18 protein-coding genes are annotated in these 14,634 nt (G+C 71.3%); 12 read left to right on the top strand and 6 right to left on the bottom strand.

Translation table 11 applies throughout. The features are described from left to right. The first annotated feature begins 61 nt into the window (after positions 1 to 61). Genes ACQPZP_RS16840 through ACQPZP_RS16830 form a run of 3 tightly spaced genes read left to right on the top strand, consistent with a single transcriptional unit; the run spans position 62 to position 1,912 of the window. Positions 62 to 916 carry a helix-turn-helix domain-containing protein gene (locus tag ACQPZP_RS16840; RefSeq protein WP_433478550.1) on the top strand — a complete coding sequence of 285 codons (855 nt, stop codon included), beginning with the start codon at positions 62 to 64 and terminating at the stop codon, positions 914 to 916. Continuing rightward, the gene (locus ACQPZP_RS16835) at positions 913 to 1,173 is read left to right on the top strand and encodes a DUF397 domain-containing protein (RefSeq protein ID WP_433478549.1); all 261 of its coding nucleotides are present in this window, start codon (positions 913 to 915) and stop codon (positions 1,171 to 1,173) included. Before ACQPZP_RS16840 ends, ACQPZP_RS16835 begins: the two co-directional genes overlap by 4 nt. Positions 1,174 to 1,192: 19 nt before the next feature. Then, positions 1,193 to 1,912: a hypothetical protein gene (locus ACQPZP_RS16830; RefSeq protein ID WP_433478548.1), complete on the top strand. Its 720-nt coding sequence runs from the start codon at positions 1,193 to 1,195 to the stop codon at positions 1,910 to 1,912. A gap of 22 nt (positions 1,913 to 1,934) precedes the next feature. Here the strand turns inward: ACQPZP_RS16830 and ACQPZP_RS16825 are convergent, their stop codons facing one another. Further along, the gene (locus tag ACQPZP_RS16825; protein ID WP_433478547.1) at positions 1,935 to 2,432 is read right to left on the bottom strand and encodes an FBP domain-containing protein; all 498 of its coding nucleotides are present in this window, start codon (positions 2,430 to 2,432) and stop codon (positions 1,935 to 1,937) included. 72 nt (positions 2,433 to 2,504) lie between these two features. Here ACQPZP_RS16825 and ACQPZP_RS16820 point away from each other — a divergent pair, with 72 nt between their 5' ends. From ACQPZP_RS16820 to ACQPZP_RS16810, 3 genes are all read left to right on the top strand, one after another. Further along, positions 2,505 to 3,074, top strand: coding sequence for a TetR/AcrR family transcriptional regulator (locus ACQPZP_RS16820; RefSeq protein ID WP_433478546.1), 570 nt, complete (start codon positions 2,505 to 2,507; stop codon positions 3,072 to 3,074). Positions 3,075 to 3,218: 144 nt separating this feature from the next. Continuing rightward, positions 3,219 to 4,340 (top strand): tetratricopeptide repeat protein, encoded by a 1,122-nt coding sequence (locus ACQPZP_RS16815; RefSeq protein WP_433478545.1) that lies wholly within the window; start codon positions 3,219 to 3,221, stop codon positions 4,338 to 4,340. Continuing rightward, entirely contained in the window at positions 4,327 to 4,809 is a 483-nt protein-coding gene (locus tag ACQPZP_RS16810) for a pyridoxamine 5'-phosphate oxidase family protein (protein ID WP_433478544.1), read from the top strand. The genes ACQPZP_RS16815 and ACQPZP_RS16810 overlap by 14 nt, the downstream gene beginning before the upstream one ends. Here the strand turns inward: ACQPZP_RS16810 and ACQPZP_RS16805 are convergent, their stop codons facing one another. After that, positions 4,810 to 5,631: a class I SAM-dependent methyltransferase gene (locus ACQPZP_RS16805; RefSeq protein WP_433478543.1), complete on the bottom strand. Its 822-nt coding sequence runs from the start codon at positions 5,629 to 5,631 to the stop codon at positions 4,810 to 4,812. Between the two features lie 55 nt (positions 5,632 to 5,686). Between ACQPZP_RS16805 and ACQPZP_RS16800 the strand changes: the two genes are divergently transcribed. The 3 genes from ACQPZP_RS16800 to ACQPZP_RS16790 all read left to right on the top strand — a co-directional run bounded on the left by ACQPZP_RS16800 (position 5,687) and on the right by ACQPZP_RS16790 (position 7,877). Further along, a complete protein-coding gene (locus ACQPZP_RS16800; RefSeq protein ID WP_433478542.1) occupies positions 5,687 to 6,277 on the top strand; it encodes a TetR/AcrR family transcriptional regulator in 591 nt (196 codons plus the stop codon). Between the two features lie 103 nt (positions 6,278 to 6,380). Next, positions 6,381 to 6,968, top strand: a complete 588-nt coding sequence (locus ACQPZP_RS16795) for a TetR/AcrR family transcriptional regulator (RefSeq protein WP_433478541.1) — start codon at positions 6,381 to 6,383, stop codon at positions 6,966 to 6,968. Positions 6,969 to 6,977: 9 nt separating this feature from the next. Further along, positions 6,978 to 7,877 carry an SDR family oxidoreductase gene (locus ACQPZP_RS16790; RefSeq protein ID WP_433478540.1) on the top strand — a complete coding sequence of 300 codons (900 nt, stop codon included), beginning with the start codon at positions 6,978 to 6,980 and terminating at the stop codon, positions 7,875 to 7,877. 8 nt (positions 7,878 to 7,885) lie between these two features. Here ACQPZP_RS16790 and ACQPZP_RS16785 read toward each other — a convergent pair whose 3' ends face one another. The 3 genes from ACQPZP_RS16785 to ACQPZP_RS16775 form a co-directional block, all read right to left on the bottom strand. Continuing rightward, positions 7,886 to 8,860: a CapA family protein gene (locus ACQPZP_RS16785; RefSeq protein ID WP_433478539.1), complete on the bottom strand. Its 975-nt coding sequence runs from the start codon at positions 8,858 to 8,860 to the stop codon at positions 7,886 to 7,888. 19 nt (positions 8,861 to 8,879) lie between these two features. Further along, positions 8,880 to 9,914, bottom strand: a complete 1,035-nt coding sequence (locus ACQPZP_RS16780; protein ID WP_433478538.1) for an SGNH/GDSL hydrolase family protein — start codon at positions 9,912 to 9,914, stop codon at positions 8,880 to 8,882. Positions 9,915 to 9,990: 76 nt separating this feature from the next. Further along, complete coding sequence (locus ACQPZP_RS16775; protein ID WP_433478537.1) at positions 9,991 to 10,488, bottom strand: GNAT family N-acetyltransferase; 498 nt, start codon at positions 10,486 to 10,488, stop codon at positions 9,991 to 9,993. 73 nt (positions 10,489 to 10,561) lie between these two features. Between ACQPZP_RS16775 and ACQPZP_RS16770 the strand changes: the two genes are divergently transcribed. After that, on the top strand, positions 10,562 to 11,119 hold the full coding sequence (locus ACQPZP_RS16770; protein WP_433478536.1) for a hypothetical protein: 558 nt from the start codon (positions 10,562 to 10,564) through the stop codon (positions 11,117 to 11,119). An 8-nt stretch (positions 11,120 to 11,127) separates the two neighbouring features. On the opposite strand, the gene ACQPZP_RS16765 is transcribed toward ACQPZP_RS16770, so the two are convergent. Next, on the bottom strand, positions 11,128 to 12,240 hold the full coding sequence (locus tag ACQPZP_RS16765; protein ID WP_433478535.1) for an ADP-ribosylglycohydrolase family protein: 1,113 nt from the start codon (positions 12,238 to 12,240) through the stop codon (positions 11,128 to 11,130). Positions 12,241 to 12,624: 384 nt separating this feature from the next. On the opposite strand from ACQPZP_RS16765, the gene ACQPZP_RS16760 reads away from it, so the two are divergent. Both ACQPZP_RS16760 and ACQPZP_RS16755 read left to right on the top strand, forming a co-directional pair. Then, positions 12,625 to 12,732, top strand: coding sequence for a keywimysin-related RiPP (locus ACQPZP_RS16760; protein ID WP_433478534.1), 108 nt, complete (start codon positions 12,625 to 12,627; stop codon positions 12,730 to 12,732). 24 nt (positions 12,733 to 12,756) lie between these two features. Beyond that, positions 12,757 to 14,604, top strand: coding sequence for a lasso peptide isopeptide bond-forming cyclase (locus ACQPZP_RS16755; RefSeq protein WP_433478533.1), 1,848 nt, complete (start codon positions 12,757 to 12,759; stop codon positions 14,602 to 14,604). Positions 14,605 to 14,634 lie beyond the last annotated feature (30 nt).

Genomic DNA, 14,634 nt, shown 5'->3' with positions numbered 1-14,634 from the left:
AAAATTTCAGCGGCGGTCGGTTCTCCGGACATCTGACTCCGCAGCGTGACACTCTGATCGCATGTCGGAAGCGACCCTCTCGACCACTCGCCGCCGCAAGATCGGAAGAGTCCTCCGCCGCCTCAGGGAGGAGTCCGGCTACACCCTCAAGACCGCCGGTAAGCACCTCGAACGCTCCCCCTCGTCCCTCAGCCAGATCGAGAACGGCGTGCAGTGGCTGCGCCTCCGCGACCTCGGCTTCATCCTGGACCAGTACAACGTCCCGACGGACGTCCGCGCCGCCCTCATGACCCTCGGCGAGCAAGACCGCCAACCCGGCTGGTGGGACGCCTACAAGGACCTGGCCACGCACGAGGCCCTGGATCGCGTCTCCCTCGAACACGACGCCTCACGCATCATCACCACGGAGACAACGTTCATCCCGGGCCTCCTTCAAACCGAAAGCTACGCCCGCGCGGTCAATTCCACGAGAGTTCCAGTAAGGCCAGACAACCTGGTAGAGCGCTATGTAGCCTTCCGCATGGCACGGCAGGAGATCCTTCACCGGGAGAAGCCGCCATGCCTAGAAGTGATCCTCGATGAGGCAGTGCTTCGCCGAGTGCGTGGCGGTCGCCAGGTCATGCGCAGCCAACTCCGGAGGATCCTCAACGAATCCGAGCAGGAGCATGTCATCCTGCAAGTCCTGCCACTGGCTGTGGACCCCGGCTCGGCATACGTTGGCCAGTTCCAACTCATTGAAATCGGCTGCCCACCGATCCTAAGCACAGTGCTGACCGACCATTTCACGGGTCAGTGGATCATGGAGGGTGGTCAAGAGATCCAGCTCTACCGTGAGAAGTTCACAGACTTGCGGACTTCAGCACTCCCCGAACCTTCTTCTCGCGAACTGATCAACAGAATAATCTCAGAGCTATGACGGGTTCAGAGTTGCCATACGTCATCTGGCGCAAGAGCACCTACAGCGGCTCCCAGGCTGACGACTGCGTCGAGTTGGCGTCCATCTGGCGCAAGAGCAGTCACAGCGGCTCACAAGCTGGCGAATGCGTCGAGGTGACGCCGACCGGGCGGGCGGTGGCCGTGCGGGATTCGAAGGATCCGGACGGGCCTGTGCTCGCCTTCGAGCCGCAGGCGTGGAGTGCGTTCCTCACCACCCTCAAGCGGCAGGACGGCTGATCGGGTGAACGGTGCTGGCGTGCAGAGGCCGGAGCGTCCGGCGGATCTGCCGGAACCGTCCGAGCTGTGGGTGCGGGCCGCAACGATGGCAGCGGTAGAGGCAGCGATTCCATACGACTTCTCCGCGTCGTTCTCGGTCCACTCCAACGGCGTCACGCATGATGATTCCGGCGGCAATGAGTGGACCCTGGCACTGATTGAAGGGGGACGGGCCGTCCTGTACGGATGTGATCACGAGGCGAGCGAGACCAGGTTCCGCGAACCGCCTCTCGATCTGCTGGCTGACGCACCCCACTGGCTCCCCCTCAAGCGGCTTCAGTACCTCCAGGACGGCCACGAACTCGGATTCGTCTACTGGTACGACGCCGAGTGGCGGCGGGTCGAGTATCCGGCGGACGTCCGGGACGATGGGCTGGCCAGCACGGTGGGCCGCACAGTCGATCTGCAGGCACTGGTCTTCACCGTGGCCGATGTCGTGTTCGGCTACAAGCTGGGCGAAAGCGTCGACGCCGACGATGAAGAAACGGACCTGGCTCTGGACGAGACCATCGAACGGGCGCAGGGTGGCGCCTTGGAAGGGATGGTCCGGCGAGCACGGGAGCAGGCCCTGTCGGCCGAGGACTTCGCTTGGTTCAGCGACCGCTGGAACCTGGACACGACCGCGGCGCTCCAGCTCGCGCACGGCGCCGGGCTGACCCCTGGCAGCACTTTCCCGCAAGTCCCCGCCGAGACTGAGTGAGCGGGGCGCCCGCTCCGGAGAGTCAACGGGCCACTTTGTCGAGGAACGCGTGCAGGTTGGTCTGCATGCGGGTGATCTTCTCCTCCGGAGTGAGGGACTCCTCGAACTCCCCGCCTGCGACCGAGCGCTTCTTGCCTCGGACGTAGAGGGAGCAGTCGAGGTCGTCGCAAAGGTACTGGCCGACCGAGTTGCCCTGGCGGCCTGCCTCGCCGGTGCGACGCGCCGTCATGAGGGCGACGGCGCCGCCTGTGCGCGTAGTCAGGCATAGCGAGCACATGCTGCGCGAAATGAAGCCACGGGACGCGCCCGAGGCTTTGCGCAAGGCGATACCGACGAGGCGGCCGTCGCGTTCGGCGACCAGGTAGGCGCGTTCGGGTGCACCCGGATCTCGCCACCCCAGGAAATCCAGGTCGTCCCAGGGCAGGTCGGCGAAGTCCTTGGGCAGGCCGAGCCGCTTGGCCTCGCCCTTGGAGCAGTTGACGAACGACGTGCGGATCTCGTGCTCGGTCACGGGTCTCATGGGCGGCGAGGCTAGTCTTCCTAATAGGCTTAGGCAAATACATTAAGCCTCTAGGCATACGAGGAGAAAGCCATGGCACGGGCAGGGTTGACCACTGAGCGCCTGACCAGGGCGGCGGCGGAGCTGGCCGACGAGGTCGGCTTCGACAACGTGACCGTCGCGGCGCTGGCACGCCGGTTCGGCGTCAAGGAGGCCAGCCTGTACTCGCACATCAAGAACGCCCGCGACCTGAAGACGCGCGTCGCGCTGCTGACTCTGGCGGAACTCGCCGACGAGGTCGCCGCCGCAATTGCTGGTCGCGCGGGCAAGGACGCTCTGGTGGCCTTCGCGAGCGCCTACCGCGACTACGCCAAGCGCCACCCCGGCAGGTACGCGGCGGGACGGATGAGGCTGGACCCCGAGACGGCGGCCAAGAGCGCGGCGGGACGGCACTCGGAGATGACGCGGGCCATCCTGCGCGGCTACGACCTGTCGGAACCCGACCAGACCGACGCGGTGCGGATGCTCGGCAGCGTTTTCCACGGTTACGTGAGCTTGGAGACCGCCGGCGGGTTCAGCCACACCCCGCGCGACGTCGAAGCCTCCTGGATCCGAACCCTGGACGCCCTCGACACCGCCCTCAAGAACTGGCCACCGGCGTGACCGCCCAGCCCACGGTCTTGCGGTAGACCTGCCGGGAGTCACGAAACCGCCAGGGACTGGACAAGGGGCGTGATACGAATTCCTTCGTCTTGATCATGGGGACGAGCGGATGGGCGGACGGCGATGGCGCGGCGGATCTGCAGGATGCCGAGACCGGACCCGGAGAGCGGGATCTTCCTCTTCACGCTCGTCATGGCGGCCGGCGAGCCGGGGCTCGGGGCGAACGCGGAGACCATGAGCCGGTACGCCGACCAGGTGCTCGCCGAGGGCGACGTGGCGGAGGCCGTCGACTGGTACTCCCGGGTCGTCGAGGGCGGCGAGCCCGAGTTCGGCCCCCGTGCCGCGCTGATGATCGGCGTCGCGCTGGCGGACGACGACATCGAGGCGGTCCGGGCGGCGCTCCGTTACGCGGCCGACCGAGGTGCCGGCGAGGTGGCGGAAATGGCGGCGCGCAATCTCCAGTTGCTCGACGAGCACGGCATCGCTCCCCGCACGGCGCCCGCCACCGTCGACGAGGTCGTCGGTCTCGCGGCGCTCGGGCGGGGCAGGCTGTGGTCGTCGGCGGACGATCTGGACGGCGCCGTCGAGGCGTTCGAGATCGCGGCCGGATCCTTGGTGAGCGCGATCGCCGCCGAGGGGCTCGCCTTCCTGGGGTCCGCGCTGATGATGGGCGGCGAGCACGAGGCGGCCATTGAGGTCCTGGAGAGGGCCGTCGCGTCCGGCCACCGGCGGTTCGGGGCCATGGCGGGGGTCGACCTGGCCATGATCCTTGTCGATCGCGGCGAGCGCGACCGTGCCCTCGCCCTGCTCCGCCAGGCGCGGCACAGCGGTGATCTGGCCGGAACGATGGCGGCCGTGAACCTCGGGACCATGCTCGCCCGGCGTTTCGGCGACGTCGAAGGCGGCATCGCCGAGCTGCGCAGAGCGGCTGCCGACGAGGCTCCCCTGATCGCGGCGGGCGGGCTGTTCAACCTCGCGGCCCTGCTGGAGGAGAACGGGGACAGGGCCGCGGCCAAGCAGGCGTACCGGGACGCAGCCGAGCTGCGGCAGCCCATGTTCAGCGGCAAGGCCGCCCGGAACCTCGCGCTCATGCTGCGCGGCGAGATGGACGTCGAGGGCGAGCGCGCCGCGTACCGGCTCGCGGCCGAGGTCGGGGACCCCGCCGACCAGGCCGATGCCCACCGGATGCTCCTGATGCTCGGCGCGCTGAACAATCTGGCCATGGCGCCTGGGAAAGGAGCAGGATCTCAGGATGAGCCTTCCTGAGGATCTGGATGAGCTGGCGCGGGCCGTCCTTGATGGGAACCGGTATCTCACGCTCGGGACGACCGAGGACGATCACCGCCCACGGCTGTCGCCGGTGTACTTCACCCATGTCGGCTACCGGACGTTCTATTGGGTGTCGTCGCCGGACGCGCGGCATTCGAAGAACGTCGCCGCACGGCCCGAGGTGGCCATCGTCATCTTCGACTCGTCCGTGGAGATCGGCGAGGGGCGGGCCGTCTACATTGACGCCGCGGCGTCGCTCGTCCCGGACGAGGAGTTGCCGCAGCGCTGCTCCGAGGCGTTCGCCGACGCGGATCCAGGCGCCGTGCGGTTCCAGCCGCATCAGCTCAGCGGCGACGCCCCGCTCCGGCTGTACCGCGCGGACGCGACAGGGTGGGAGGTGCATCTGCCCGGCCGCGACCCGCGCAATGTCACGGGCATCGACATCCGCCGCCGCGTGACGCCCTGATCAGGCGGTTCGCGACGCGGTGACGGCCACCGTGGCATAGGGCATCGTGAACCCGCCTCCCAGCGCGTCGATGGCGGCGCCGACACCGTCGAGCACCTCCTTCACCTTCGCCGCCGGGAGGTTGGTCAGGCTGCCGTGGGTGGGCATCTGGTCCAGCCACTCGTCCCGGGTGTAGTAGTGCTCCCAGTCGAAGCGCCACTGCTCGGGGTCACCGAAGGCGCCGGCCTCTCGGATCCCGTCGGCGGCCTTGTCGAACATCACCTGGTACACGTCGAGGGCCGGCCTCCCCGCCTGGCCGCCGAGCGGAGAGTCGGGCGCCACGCGGTGGTAGACGTCGACGAGGGCGTCCGTCACCTCGGGCGGAAGCTGGAACACGTGCCAGAACGCCGCCAGCCGGCCGCCGGGGCGCAGCACCCGCGCCGCCTTGGCCGCGCCTGCCACCGGGTCGATCCAGTGCCAGGCCGTCCCGGCGGCGACCGCGTCGAAGTTCCGGCCGGCCGCGTCCCAGGTCTCGAAGGTCGCCACCTCGACGTCCAGGCCGCGTCGCCGCGCGAAGCCGGCCATGCGCGCGTCGGGCTCGACGCCCAGCACCGTGCAGCCGGCCGCCTGGAACTGCCGGGCCGCGGTACCGGTGCCGCAGCCGACGTCGAGGACGTCCGGGCCGGGGCAGGCGGCGACGATGCGGTCCACCATGGCGTCGGGATAGTGGGGGCGGGTCCGGTCGTAGCGTTCGGGGTCCGTGCCGAAGGACTCCGCCACTTCCCGGGCTCGATGGGGTTCGGGCTGGGAGCGGGTCGCTCGCTCCGGCGGTAGAGTGGGCATGCGCCCACTATGGATGGGCAAGCGCCCACTCGTCAATCGGAAGGTGGGATCCACGGTGCCGACCGGGGTCGCCATGCGCGACGTGCGCGAGCAGTTGTTCGACGCCGCCGAGCGCGTTCTGCTCCAAGACGGGCCGAGCGCCCTGACCAGCCGGGCCGTCACCGCGGAGGCGGGCTGCGCGAAGGGCGTCCTGCACCGGCACTTCGCCGACTTCGACGACTTCCTCGCCGAGTTCGTGCTGGACCGCGCCCACCGGATGGACGCCCAGGCCGCCGTCCTGCGCGATGCCGCCGGCACCGGCACCGTGGTCGGCAACCTCGCCGGCGCGCTGACGGCCGTGTTCGAGTCGGTCGCCCTGGCGATGCTCCCGCTCATCACGTTCCGGGACGAACTGCGTGCCCGGCTGCGGAAGACCTGGCCGACCGGCCTCCCGGTCATCACGGAGGCCGTGGAGATGATCGCCTCCTACCTGGCCGCCGAGCGTGAGCTCGGCCGCGTCGCGGCGGACGCCGAGGTCGACGTGCTCGCGCCCACCGTGATCGGGGCCGCGCACCTGCTGTTCGCCGACCGGACCGGCCCGCCACCAGGGCCGGAGGCCGTCCGCAAGACGGTGACCACGGTCATCGCGGGCGTCGTCCGGGCCTGACCGCTCCCCCAGTGATCGGTGCGTGCGGCGTGCCACGGCACTTGCCAGTGAGACCTCTGGCCGCTTTAATAAATGTACAGTCATTTATTAATGGGGAGATGCGATGGCGGGGCGCCCGCGAGGCGTGGACGACTCGGTGATCCTGAGGGCCGCGGTCGAGGTGATCGGCCGGGTGGGGCCCGCGAAGCTCACGCTCGCGGCGGTGGCGGACGAGGTCGGCCTGGTACCGGGCACGATCGTCCAGCGGTTCGGGTCCAAGCGCGGCCTGCTGCTCGCACTGGCCGAGCGGTCCGTCCAGGACGTGGAGACTCTGCACACGCGAGCCCGGGACGGCCACGAGACCGCACTGGCGGCGCTGCGCGCGTTCGCCACCCGGTCGATGTCGGACATGGACACCCCGGAGCGGTTCGCCAACCACCTGGCGTTCCTGTGCGTGGACCTCACCGATCCGGAGTTCCACGAGCACGCCCTGGCCGTCCACGAGGCGAACGGGCGCGTGATCGAGATGCTGCTCGACGAGGCGGCCTCCGGCGGCGAACTCCGCCTGGGTACGGACACCCGAGCACTGACCGGCTCGATCCAGGCGGTCATCGCCGGAGCCGGACTGACCTGGGCGCTCGACCGCAGGGGAACGCTGCCGGAGCGACTCGATCGCGAGATCGGCGCCGTCCTGTCCCCGCATATCCCGTAAGGAGGAACGATGGGGAAACTGACCGGACAAGTCGCCCTGGTCGCCGGGGGCACCCGCGGCGGCGGACGGGGCATCGCCGTAGAGCTCGGGGCGGCCGGGGCGACCGTGTACGTCACGGGACGCAGCAGCGGCTCCGGACGCTCCGACCTCGACCGGCCGGAGACCATCGAAGAAACCGCCGCGCGGGTCGACGCGGCCGGCGGCACCGGCATCGCCGTCCGCGTCGACCACAGCAACCCGGACGAGGTCCGCACGCTGGTCGAACGGATCACCGAAGAGCAGGACGGGCGGCTCGACGTCCTCGTCAACTCCGTGTGGGGCGGCGACCCGCTGACCGACTGGTCGCATCCGCTGTGGGAGCAGGACCTCGGCAGGGGCCTGCGGCTGCTGCGGCAGGCGGTGGAGACCCACATCGTCACCAGCCGGTTCGCGCTCCCGCTGATGGTCGCCCGGCGGCGCGGCCTGGTGGTGGAGGTCACCGACGGCAACACCGCGCGGTATCGCGGCTCGTTCTTCTACGACCTCGCGAAGTCCGCGGTGATCCGGCTCGCCGTCGCGCAGGCCGCGGAGCTGCGGCCGCACGGAGTCGCCGCCGTCGCCATCACTCCGGGTTTCCTGCGTTCGGAAGCCGTCCTCGAACACTTCGGCGTGACCGAGGACAACTGGCAGGACGGCGTGGCCAAGGACGCGCACTTCGCTCACTCGGAGACCCCCGCCTACCTGGGGCGGGCCGTCGCGTCACTCGCCTCCGACCCCGACGTCATGGACAAGACGGGACGAGCCCTGGCCACCTGGGGCCTCTACGGGGAGTACGGCTTCACCGACGCCGACGGCACGCAGCCCGACTGGGCCGCTCACTGGGCCGACACGCTGGCGGACGAGAACGGGCCGCTCGGCGATCCGCTGTAGCGCGTCCGCTATGGCCTGTCCGCCCGGTCGATGACCAGGCGGTCCCGTCGCACGGTCACCGGTGTGCCGAAGGCGGCGCAGGCCGCCGTGAAGCGGTCGGTGATCCAGGCGCGATCGGCGCCCTCGGCCAGGCGCGTGTGGGCGAAGTCGAGCCGTAGCGGCACCGCCTCGATGCGGGACGGCCCGCCCGCGTCCACGGTGACCAGGAACAGCAGGCCCAGGTCGTTGCGGAGCGTCTCGTCGATGACGTAGTCGTCGATGAAGTCGCCCATGTCGAAGATGACCGGCCAGGCCACCCCGTGGAACACGTGCGCGGAACTCCCGGCGACGAGCGTCGCGCCGGCGGCCACCAGCCTCCTGGCGGCCCGCCGGACGTAGAGCAGCGGCTCCTGGACCATGTTCGGGCCCCAGTGCGGCATCACCAGGACGACGTCGTTCTCGTCCCGGAGCCGCCGGATCCGTTCGATCAGGTCGCCGGGTACACCGCGTTCGAGGTCGGCGAGCGCCACGCCCGGGCGGCCGGGCCCGGCGGCGAAGTCGTCCGGATGATCGGTGACGCCCACGACCGCGACCCGGACGCCTCGGGCCTCCAGGACGGCGTGCTCGCGCGCCTCCGCGATGTCCGTTCCGGCGCCGACCGTCTGTACTCCCGCCAGTCCGAGGACGTCGAGCGTGTCGATCAGCGCGTCGGGCCCGAAGTCGAGGGCGTGGTTGTTGGCGAGGGTCACGCAGTCCACGCCGAGGTCGGCCAGGGCCTCGGCGGCCACCGGAGGCGCCCTGAAATGGAAGGGCTTGCCCGGCGCGTCCCACGGCCGCCCCCGGGACGACACGCAGCATTCCAGATTCACCAGGGCGAGGTCGGCCTCGCCGAAGACCTCGCGCACACCGTCGGAGAACAGGGCGTGCGGCCCGGACGCGGCGATCTCGTCCGCCACGCCGCGTCCGAGCATGGTGTCTCCGGCGAGCGCCATGGTGACGGCCATGATTCCAGCCTACGAACCGCTAGGAGAGCGGGCGGCCCGGGCCCTTCTTCACCTGGTCGATGAAGAGCCGGGCGAGCGCCTGCTGGCCCGCTATCGTCGGGTGGTAGCTGCGCGGCTCCGCCTCCAGGGCCGACAGGTTCACCGTCAGGCCGTTCATGTAGGCGTCCTTGCTGCCCACCTCATGACCGGCGAAGGCGCCGTAGGCGTCCACGAACTCGACGCTGCCGGGGGCGTGCGCGGCGACCTTCCGCGCGTCCGCCTCCAGGACGGACTGCCGGATCAGCCGGCCCAGGTCGTAGGCGCGCGCGTTCAGCCAGCGCTGGTCGCCCACGCTGATGTTGTCCCGGCCCACCCCGCTGACCTCGGAGAACGCCTTCGGGTAGCTCATCACGACCACCCGCGCGTTGGGCGCCCTCGCAGTGATCCTGGACAGCAGGTCGGGGAGGCTCTGCCGGAGCTCGGCCATGCGCCCGGCGATGTCCCCGCCCTGCGAGGTGCAGCCCTCGCCCCACGGCAGCTTGACGACGCATCCGGCGAGCACCCTGGAGAACCCGACGTCGTTGCCGCCGATGCTGATCGTGATCAGGCTGGTGCCGGCATCGACGCGACCGATCTGCGGCGGCTCACCGCCGCGTCCCTTCAGCACGTCGGCGGTCGTCGCGCCGGAGCAAGCCCAGAACGCACTGCCCTTCGGGAAGCGGAACGCCTGAGAGACCTCGTGGTAGTACGCCTTGGACGTCCGGTGGCAGCGGTCGAGGGGGTTCTGGTCGGCCACGGTCGCCTCGGCGCCGACACCCGCCGAGTACGAATCGCCCAGCGCGACGTATGAACCCCGCGTCGCCACTTCGAGCGGCGTCGGCGCCCGCCTCGCCGCGACCGCATCGGCACGCGCCTCGGACTCGGGCTCGTGGCAGCCGCTGCCGAAGACCTCGCACCGCGTCGCCGGCAGCGCCACCAGGGGGACGGCGGCCAGCGCCAGCAGCGCCACCAGGAGGGCGAGCGCGGCTCCTCGCTCGCCGAGACGGCCCCGCACCCATGCGACCGGGCTGATCATCGTTCTCCTTCGCGTCCATGGGCCAGACGTTCACGAGCCGCCCCGGGTTCCCGCCTTTACATTGTAGATCTTTAGATCAGCCGAGCGGCGCCCACATGACGAGGCGCGGGCCCAGCTCGTGCAGCCCGTCCTTGATCTCGGCGTCCCAGTAGGACCTGATGCCCGTCCCCCACCGCTCCTCGGGCAGCTCCGCGAAACCGTGCCGGGCGTACCACGGGCCGTTCCACGGGACGTCCCGGAACGTCAGCAGGCTGACCCCGGACGACCCGGCCGCGGCGGCGCGCGCCTTGACCTCGTCCAGCAGCCGGGCGCCGATCCCCCGGCCCACCAGGTCGCCGCGCACCGAGATCTGCTCCAGATGGACGGCGCCGTCGACCTCCTCGACGGCCGCGAACCCCACCGGCGGATCGCCGGCCACCAGGATCTCGGCGCCCTTGCCGATCATCTGCTCGACCACGGTCGGGCCGGGCGGGAACACGATCCCGATCTCGCCGAACATCGGGTCGCCCGAGTTCTCGATCGCCGCCAGCCCCGCCAGATCCCCGGCCCCCGCCACGCGAATCGCGTACTCCATGCCGCGATCGTAGGCCGCTCGCCGGCCCCCGTCCTCCCGAATAACGTCCGTCGCAGGGGTTAGGGTGCCGCGCATGACGGCTTCCGATGACCTCCTGCGCAGGATCGAGAACGAACCCGAACTGGCGGGCCTGCTGGAATGGCCCGGCGACTTCGACATCGCGCGGCGCGACCCGGTGGAGGAGCTGCGGCTGCCGACGGGCCTGCCGCTGGAGCCGATCGCCGGAGACGGCGCCGGCGGCACGTACTTCCTGATCGGCGAGCCGGGCGGGACGCGCCCGGTCCTGTTCGCCGACTCGGAGGGACAGGCGGCCCTGATGGCCGCCGACCTCGTCGAGGCCGTCACGATCATCGCGTCCTTCACGTACTGGCAGGACCTCGGCGCCGGCCATCCGGCGGACGAGCTGCTCGCGGACATGACCGACGACCACCCCGACTACCCGTCCCAGCGGGAACGTCTGCTCGACCTGCTCGGCGTCACGCCGTTCACCGCCGAGGAGGCACGCGAGCGGCTGCTGGCGAGCGTGTCGCGTACCGTCCCCGACTTCGTGCCCCTGGCCCGGCACGAGGAGGGCGGCTCCTCCTACGAGTCGGCGTACGAGCTGCTGCTGTCGCACACGGTTCAGGCGTAGCAGCGGGTTCAGGCGTAGAAGCGCATATGCCAGTCCATCGGCGGCTCGCCGTAGGAGTCGGCGGGCGGACGCGGTCCGAACTCGACGTCGCTCCCGTGGGCGAGTTCGGCGATGACGGCCGCGGCCTCGACCCCGGCCCGCCAGTGTTCTGGGACGGCCCGCGAGCCGTACCGGGCCCCGAGCAGGTTCCCGCAGACTGCGCCGGTGGAGTCGCTGTCACCGGAGTGGTTGACGGCGAGCAGCAGACCGCGCGGGACGATCTCCAGCGGGTATCCGCCCGCGGCCTCCGCGGCGAGCGCGGCGTAGACCGCGATGGCGAGCGCCTCGGGACCGGTGAAGCCGCGTCCGAGACCCTCCACCCGCTCGGCGGACGGCGGTCCCCCTCGGGCGAGACCGATCGCCGTCTCCAGCGCGGCCGTCGTCTCGTCGCGACCAGGGTGCTTGCGAAGCTCCTCCATGGCCTGCCGCACGGCTTCGGTGAGGGTGGCGCCGTGGACGAGCGCCGACACGGCCGCGGCGAGCGTCCCGGCCGGGAGGTGACCGGACGGGTGTCCGTGGGTGAGGGCCGCCGTGCCCTGGCCCCGGGTGAAGACGGCCTCGCGATCGGGGTGGCCGAACCCTGACGATGCCGCGCGGACCGTCCCGGCACAGCCTTTGGAGTCGTTGATCGGCTCGTCCACCCGGCCGAGCGGCCACCCGGGTTTGCGGCGTTCCGCGGCCTTGTGCAGCGCGGCGCGGGTGGTGCGGCCGACCCCGCGCCTCGCCGTCACCGCCGGATCGCGCAACGCCGGGCCGCCCACGAACCCGTCCTGCTCGGGGATCTGCTCGCCCTGGGCGCTCATCCACGCCAGGTAGTTGGACTGCACGAGACCGAAGTAGGCGCCGCCGATCCCCCGGGCGCGGGCCCGGATGGACGCCTGCACACCCGCCTGCGCGGTGAGCAGGCCCAGCTGCGTCGCCTCCCCGATCTCGGCGCGCCCGGAGAACCCGGTCACCCCCGCGGGCCCGTACGCGGCGCGGATCTCCTCCAGCGCCAGGCCCTCGACGGGCCGTCCGAGCGCATCGCCGACCGCCCCGCCGAACAGGCACCCGAGCATCCGGTCACCCGCCGCATCCGCCATGCCCGACACGCTATCGACTCTTTCCCGCCCTTGCCGCAGCGACGTGAATTGGCCTCTTTTCGCTGGGACCGGCCAATGGGAATTCATGAGCCACAACAGTGGCGGACGGTCGAACATGTGGTGCGCCGGGCGGTCATCGAAGAATATCCGGGAGGCCAGCCGACACGCCCTATCGGCCGCCCCCTTAGCCCGCACAGTAGCTGACTTTATTCGGATTCTTCCGCTTTGTCGGCCAGCTCTGGCCGGGCCGCTTCCTTCAAGGTCACGGGCACGCCCGGGTGGCGGGGCCGCGGCCACCGTGCCACGCTTCCCCCGTTTCGCCTTTTCCTGAGGGCGGAATCGGGAGCTCCCCCGAACAATTCGCGGCAAGAACAGGAGAGAAAGATGAAGCAGTACGAAGCACCCGTCCTCGTGGCGGCGGGCACCTTCCGCAAGGTCACCGGCCTGCTCCAGAAGCACGGCAACGACCGCCTGATCCTCAGCAAGAACTGACGAGGGCGATCACTCCACATGCCCATGCCTGAGCACAGTGGCATGCCGGGTCACGGCGAGCCGTACTTCGTGGTCCTCCCGGACCACGAGGCCGGCCTCGCCGTGGCCTCGGGCCTGGCCCACACCCGTACGCTGCGATACCCCTCCGGGCGCCCGTGGCTGATCGGGCACTGGGCGGACGACCAGATCATCGTCGCCGAGGCCGGCGACGCCCGGCTGGCCCTCATCGGCGGCTTCCCGGCCGGCACCGAGCGGATCGCCCGGGAAGCCGGGCGGATGACCGGCCTCGCCCCACTCGACCACCTGGCCCGCACCCTGCCCGGCAGCTTCCATCTGGTAGCGGCGCTGGACGGGCGGACGCGCGTGCAAGGGGACGCGGCCGGGCTGCGGCTGGTGTTCCACGCCCGGGTGAACGGCGTCACGGCGGCGGCCGACCGCGCCGACACCCTGGCCGCGCTGACCGGCGCCGGACTGGACGAACGGCAGATCGCGGCGCGGCTGCTGTGGCCCGTCCCGCATCCGCTCCTGCACACGCCGATGTGGCGGGACGTGCACGGCGTGGAGCCGGGCACCCAGCTCACCGTGGAACGGGACGGCCGCGCCCGGACCCGCCCCTGGTGGACGCCACCGGAACCGGAGCGGTCCCTGGCCGCGGGCGCCGACGACCTCCGGACCGTGCTGGGCGAAGCGGTCGGGGTCCGCACCGCCGGCGGCGGCACCGTGAGCTGCGACCTGTCCGGCGGCCTGGACTCGACATCGGTCTGCTTCCTCGCCGCGCGGGGCGGGGCCCGCGTCGTCGCGAGCACCTGGCCGGGACGGGACCCGGCCGACGAGGACCTCGCGTGGGCGCGGCGCGCCGCCGCGCGTCTGCCCGAGGTGGAGCACGCGGTCTGGCCCGCCGAGGAGTCGCCGCTGGTGTATGCGGGGCTCCTCGACATCGACGACCCGCTGGACGAGCCGTCCATCGGCATGATGGACCGCGCGCGGGTCCTGAGCCACGTCCCCCGGCTGGTCGCGAAGGGCAGCCGCCTGCACATGACCGGCATCGGCGGCGACCACGTCGCCTGGTGCTCGGAGGCCCACTACCACGGGCTGCTGCGCCGCCGGCCGCTGCTGGCGCTGCCGCGCCTGCGCGGGTTCCGGGCGCTGTTCGACTGGCCGCTGCCCCCCATGGCGCGGGCGCTGGCGGACGGCCGCCCCTACCACCGGTGGCTGGCGGACTCGGCCGCGGAGCTGCGCCGTCCGCCCGAGCCGGCCGTCGCAGGGGCGCTGGGCTGGGACGGGGCCCCGCGGCTCTTCGACTGGGTCACCCCCGACGCCGGGCACGCGGCGGCGGAGGTGCTGCGGGACGCGGCCCGGACCGCACGGCCGCTGGCGCCCGGCCGGGGCGCGCACGCGGACCTTCACGCCATCCGCGCGTGCACCCGCATCATCCGGCAGTGGGAGCAGATGAGCGCCCGCGCCGGGCTGCCCATGGCCTCGCCGTACCTCGACGACCGCGTGATCGAGACGTGCCTCGCGGTGCGGCCGGAGGAGCGGGTCACCCCGTGGCGGTACAAGCCGCTCCTGGTCGCGGCCATGCGCGGCATCGTCCCGGACGAGTGCCTGGCGCGGTCGAACAAGGCGGAGGCGTCGATGGACGCCGCCGACGGCCTGCGCGCACACCACCGGGACCTGATGTCCCTCTGGGAGGACTCGCGGCTGGCCCGGCTCGGGCTGGTCGACGCCGGGCGGCTGCGGGCGCTCACCGCCCGCCCCGCCGCCCCCGAACTGCGCGAGGCGATCCTGTACTCCACCGTCGGCTGCGAGGTGTGGCTGCGCACCCTGGACCGCCCGCGCACGACGGCCCCCGGCGCGGCCCTGCCGGGATGACCTCCGAATCCGCCGGACGACCACCGAAGA

The sequence above is a fragment of the Spirillospora sp. CA-142024 genome, assembly GCF_050942325.1.
Taxonomy (GTDB): domain Bacteria; phylum Actinomycetota; class Actinomycetes; order Streptosporangiales; family Streptosporangiaceae; genus Spirillospora.
Note: the sequence above shows the minus strand (reverse complement) of the source record. Positions and strands in the feature narration are given on the sequence as shown.

Bases quoted from the DNA above. Each gene is read 5' to 3' on its own strand.
- ACQPZP_RS16780 (WP_433478538.1), bottom strand. From the start codon at position 9,914: ATGATCAGCCCGGTCGCATGGGTGCGGGGCCGTCTCGGCGAGCGAGGA.
- ACQPZP_RS16840 (WP_433478550.1), top strand. From the start codon at position 62: ATGTCGGAAGCGACCCTCTCGACCACTCGCCGCCGCAAGATCGGAAGA.
- ACQPZP_RS16775 (WP_433478537.1), bottom strand. From the start codon at position 10,488: ATGGAGTACGCGATTCGCGTGGCGGGGGCCGGGGATCTGGCGGGGCTG.
- ACQPZP_RS16765 (WP_433478535.1), bottom strand. From the start codon at position 12,240: ATGGCGGATGCGGCGGGTGACCGGATGCTCGGGTGCCTGTTCGGCGGG.
- ACQPZP_RS16785 (WP_433478539.1), bottom strand. From the start codon at position 8,860: ATGGCCGTCACCATGGCGCTCGCCGGAGACACCATGCTCGGACGCGGC.
- ACQPZP_RS16760 (WP_433478534.1), top strand. From the start codon at position 12,625: ATGAAGCAGTACGAAGCACCCGTCCTCGTGGCGGCGGGCACCTTCCGC.
- ACQPZP_RS16790 (WP_433478540.1), top strand. From the start codon at position 6,978: ATGGGGAAACTGACCGGACAAGTCGCCCTGGTCGCCGGGGGCACCCGC.
- ACQPZP_RS16825 (WP_433478547.1), bottom strand. From the start codon at position 2,432: ATGAGACCCGTGACCGAGCACGAGATCCGCACGTCGTTCGTCAACTGC.
- ACQPZP_RS16810 (WP_433478544.1), top strand. From the start codon at position 4,327: ATGAGCCTTCCTGAGGATCTGGATGAGCTGGCGCGGGCCGTCCTTGAT.
- ACQPZP_RS16805 (WP_433478543.1), bottom strand. From the start codon at position 5,631: ATGCCCACTCTACCGCCGGAGCGAGCGACCCGCTCCCAGCCCGAACCC.
- ACQPZP_RS16755 (WP_433478533.1), top strand. From the start codon at position 12,757: ATGCCTGAGCACAGTGGCATGCCGGGTCACGGCGAGCCGTACTTCGTG.
- ACQPZP_RS16770 (WP_433478536.1), top strand. From the start codon at position 10,562: ATGACGGCTTCCGATGACCTCCTGCGCAGGATCGAGAACGAACCCGAA.
- ACQPZP_RS16795 (WP_433478541.1), top strand. From the start codon at position 6,381: ATGGCGGGGCGCCCGCGAGGCGTGGACGACTCGGTGATCCTGAGGGCC.
- ACQPZP_RS16820 (WP_433478546.1), top strand. From the start codon at position 2,505: ATGGCACGGGCAGGGTTGACCACTGAGCGCCTGACCAGGGCGGCGGCG.
- ACQPZP_RS16835 (WP_433478549.1), top strand. From the start codon at position 913: ATGACGGGTTCAGAGTTGCCATACGTCATCTGGCGCAAGAGCACCTAC.
- ACQPZP_RS16815 (WP_433478545.1), top strand. From the start codon at position 3,219: ATGCCGAGACCGGACCCGGAGAGCGGGATCTTCCTCTTCACGCTCGTC.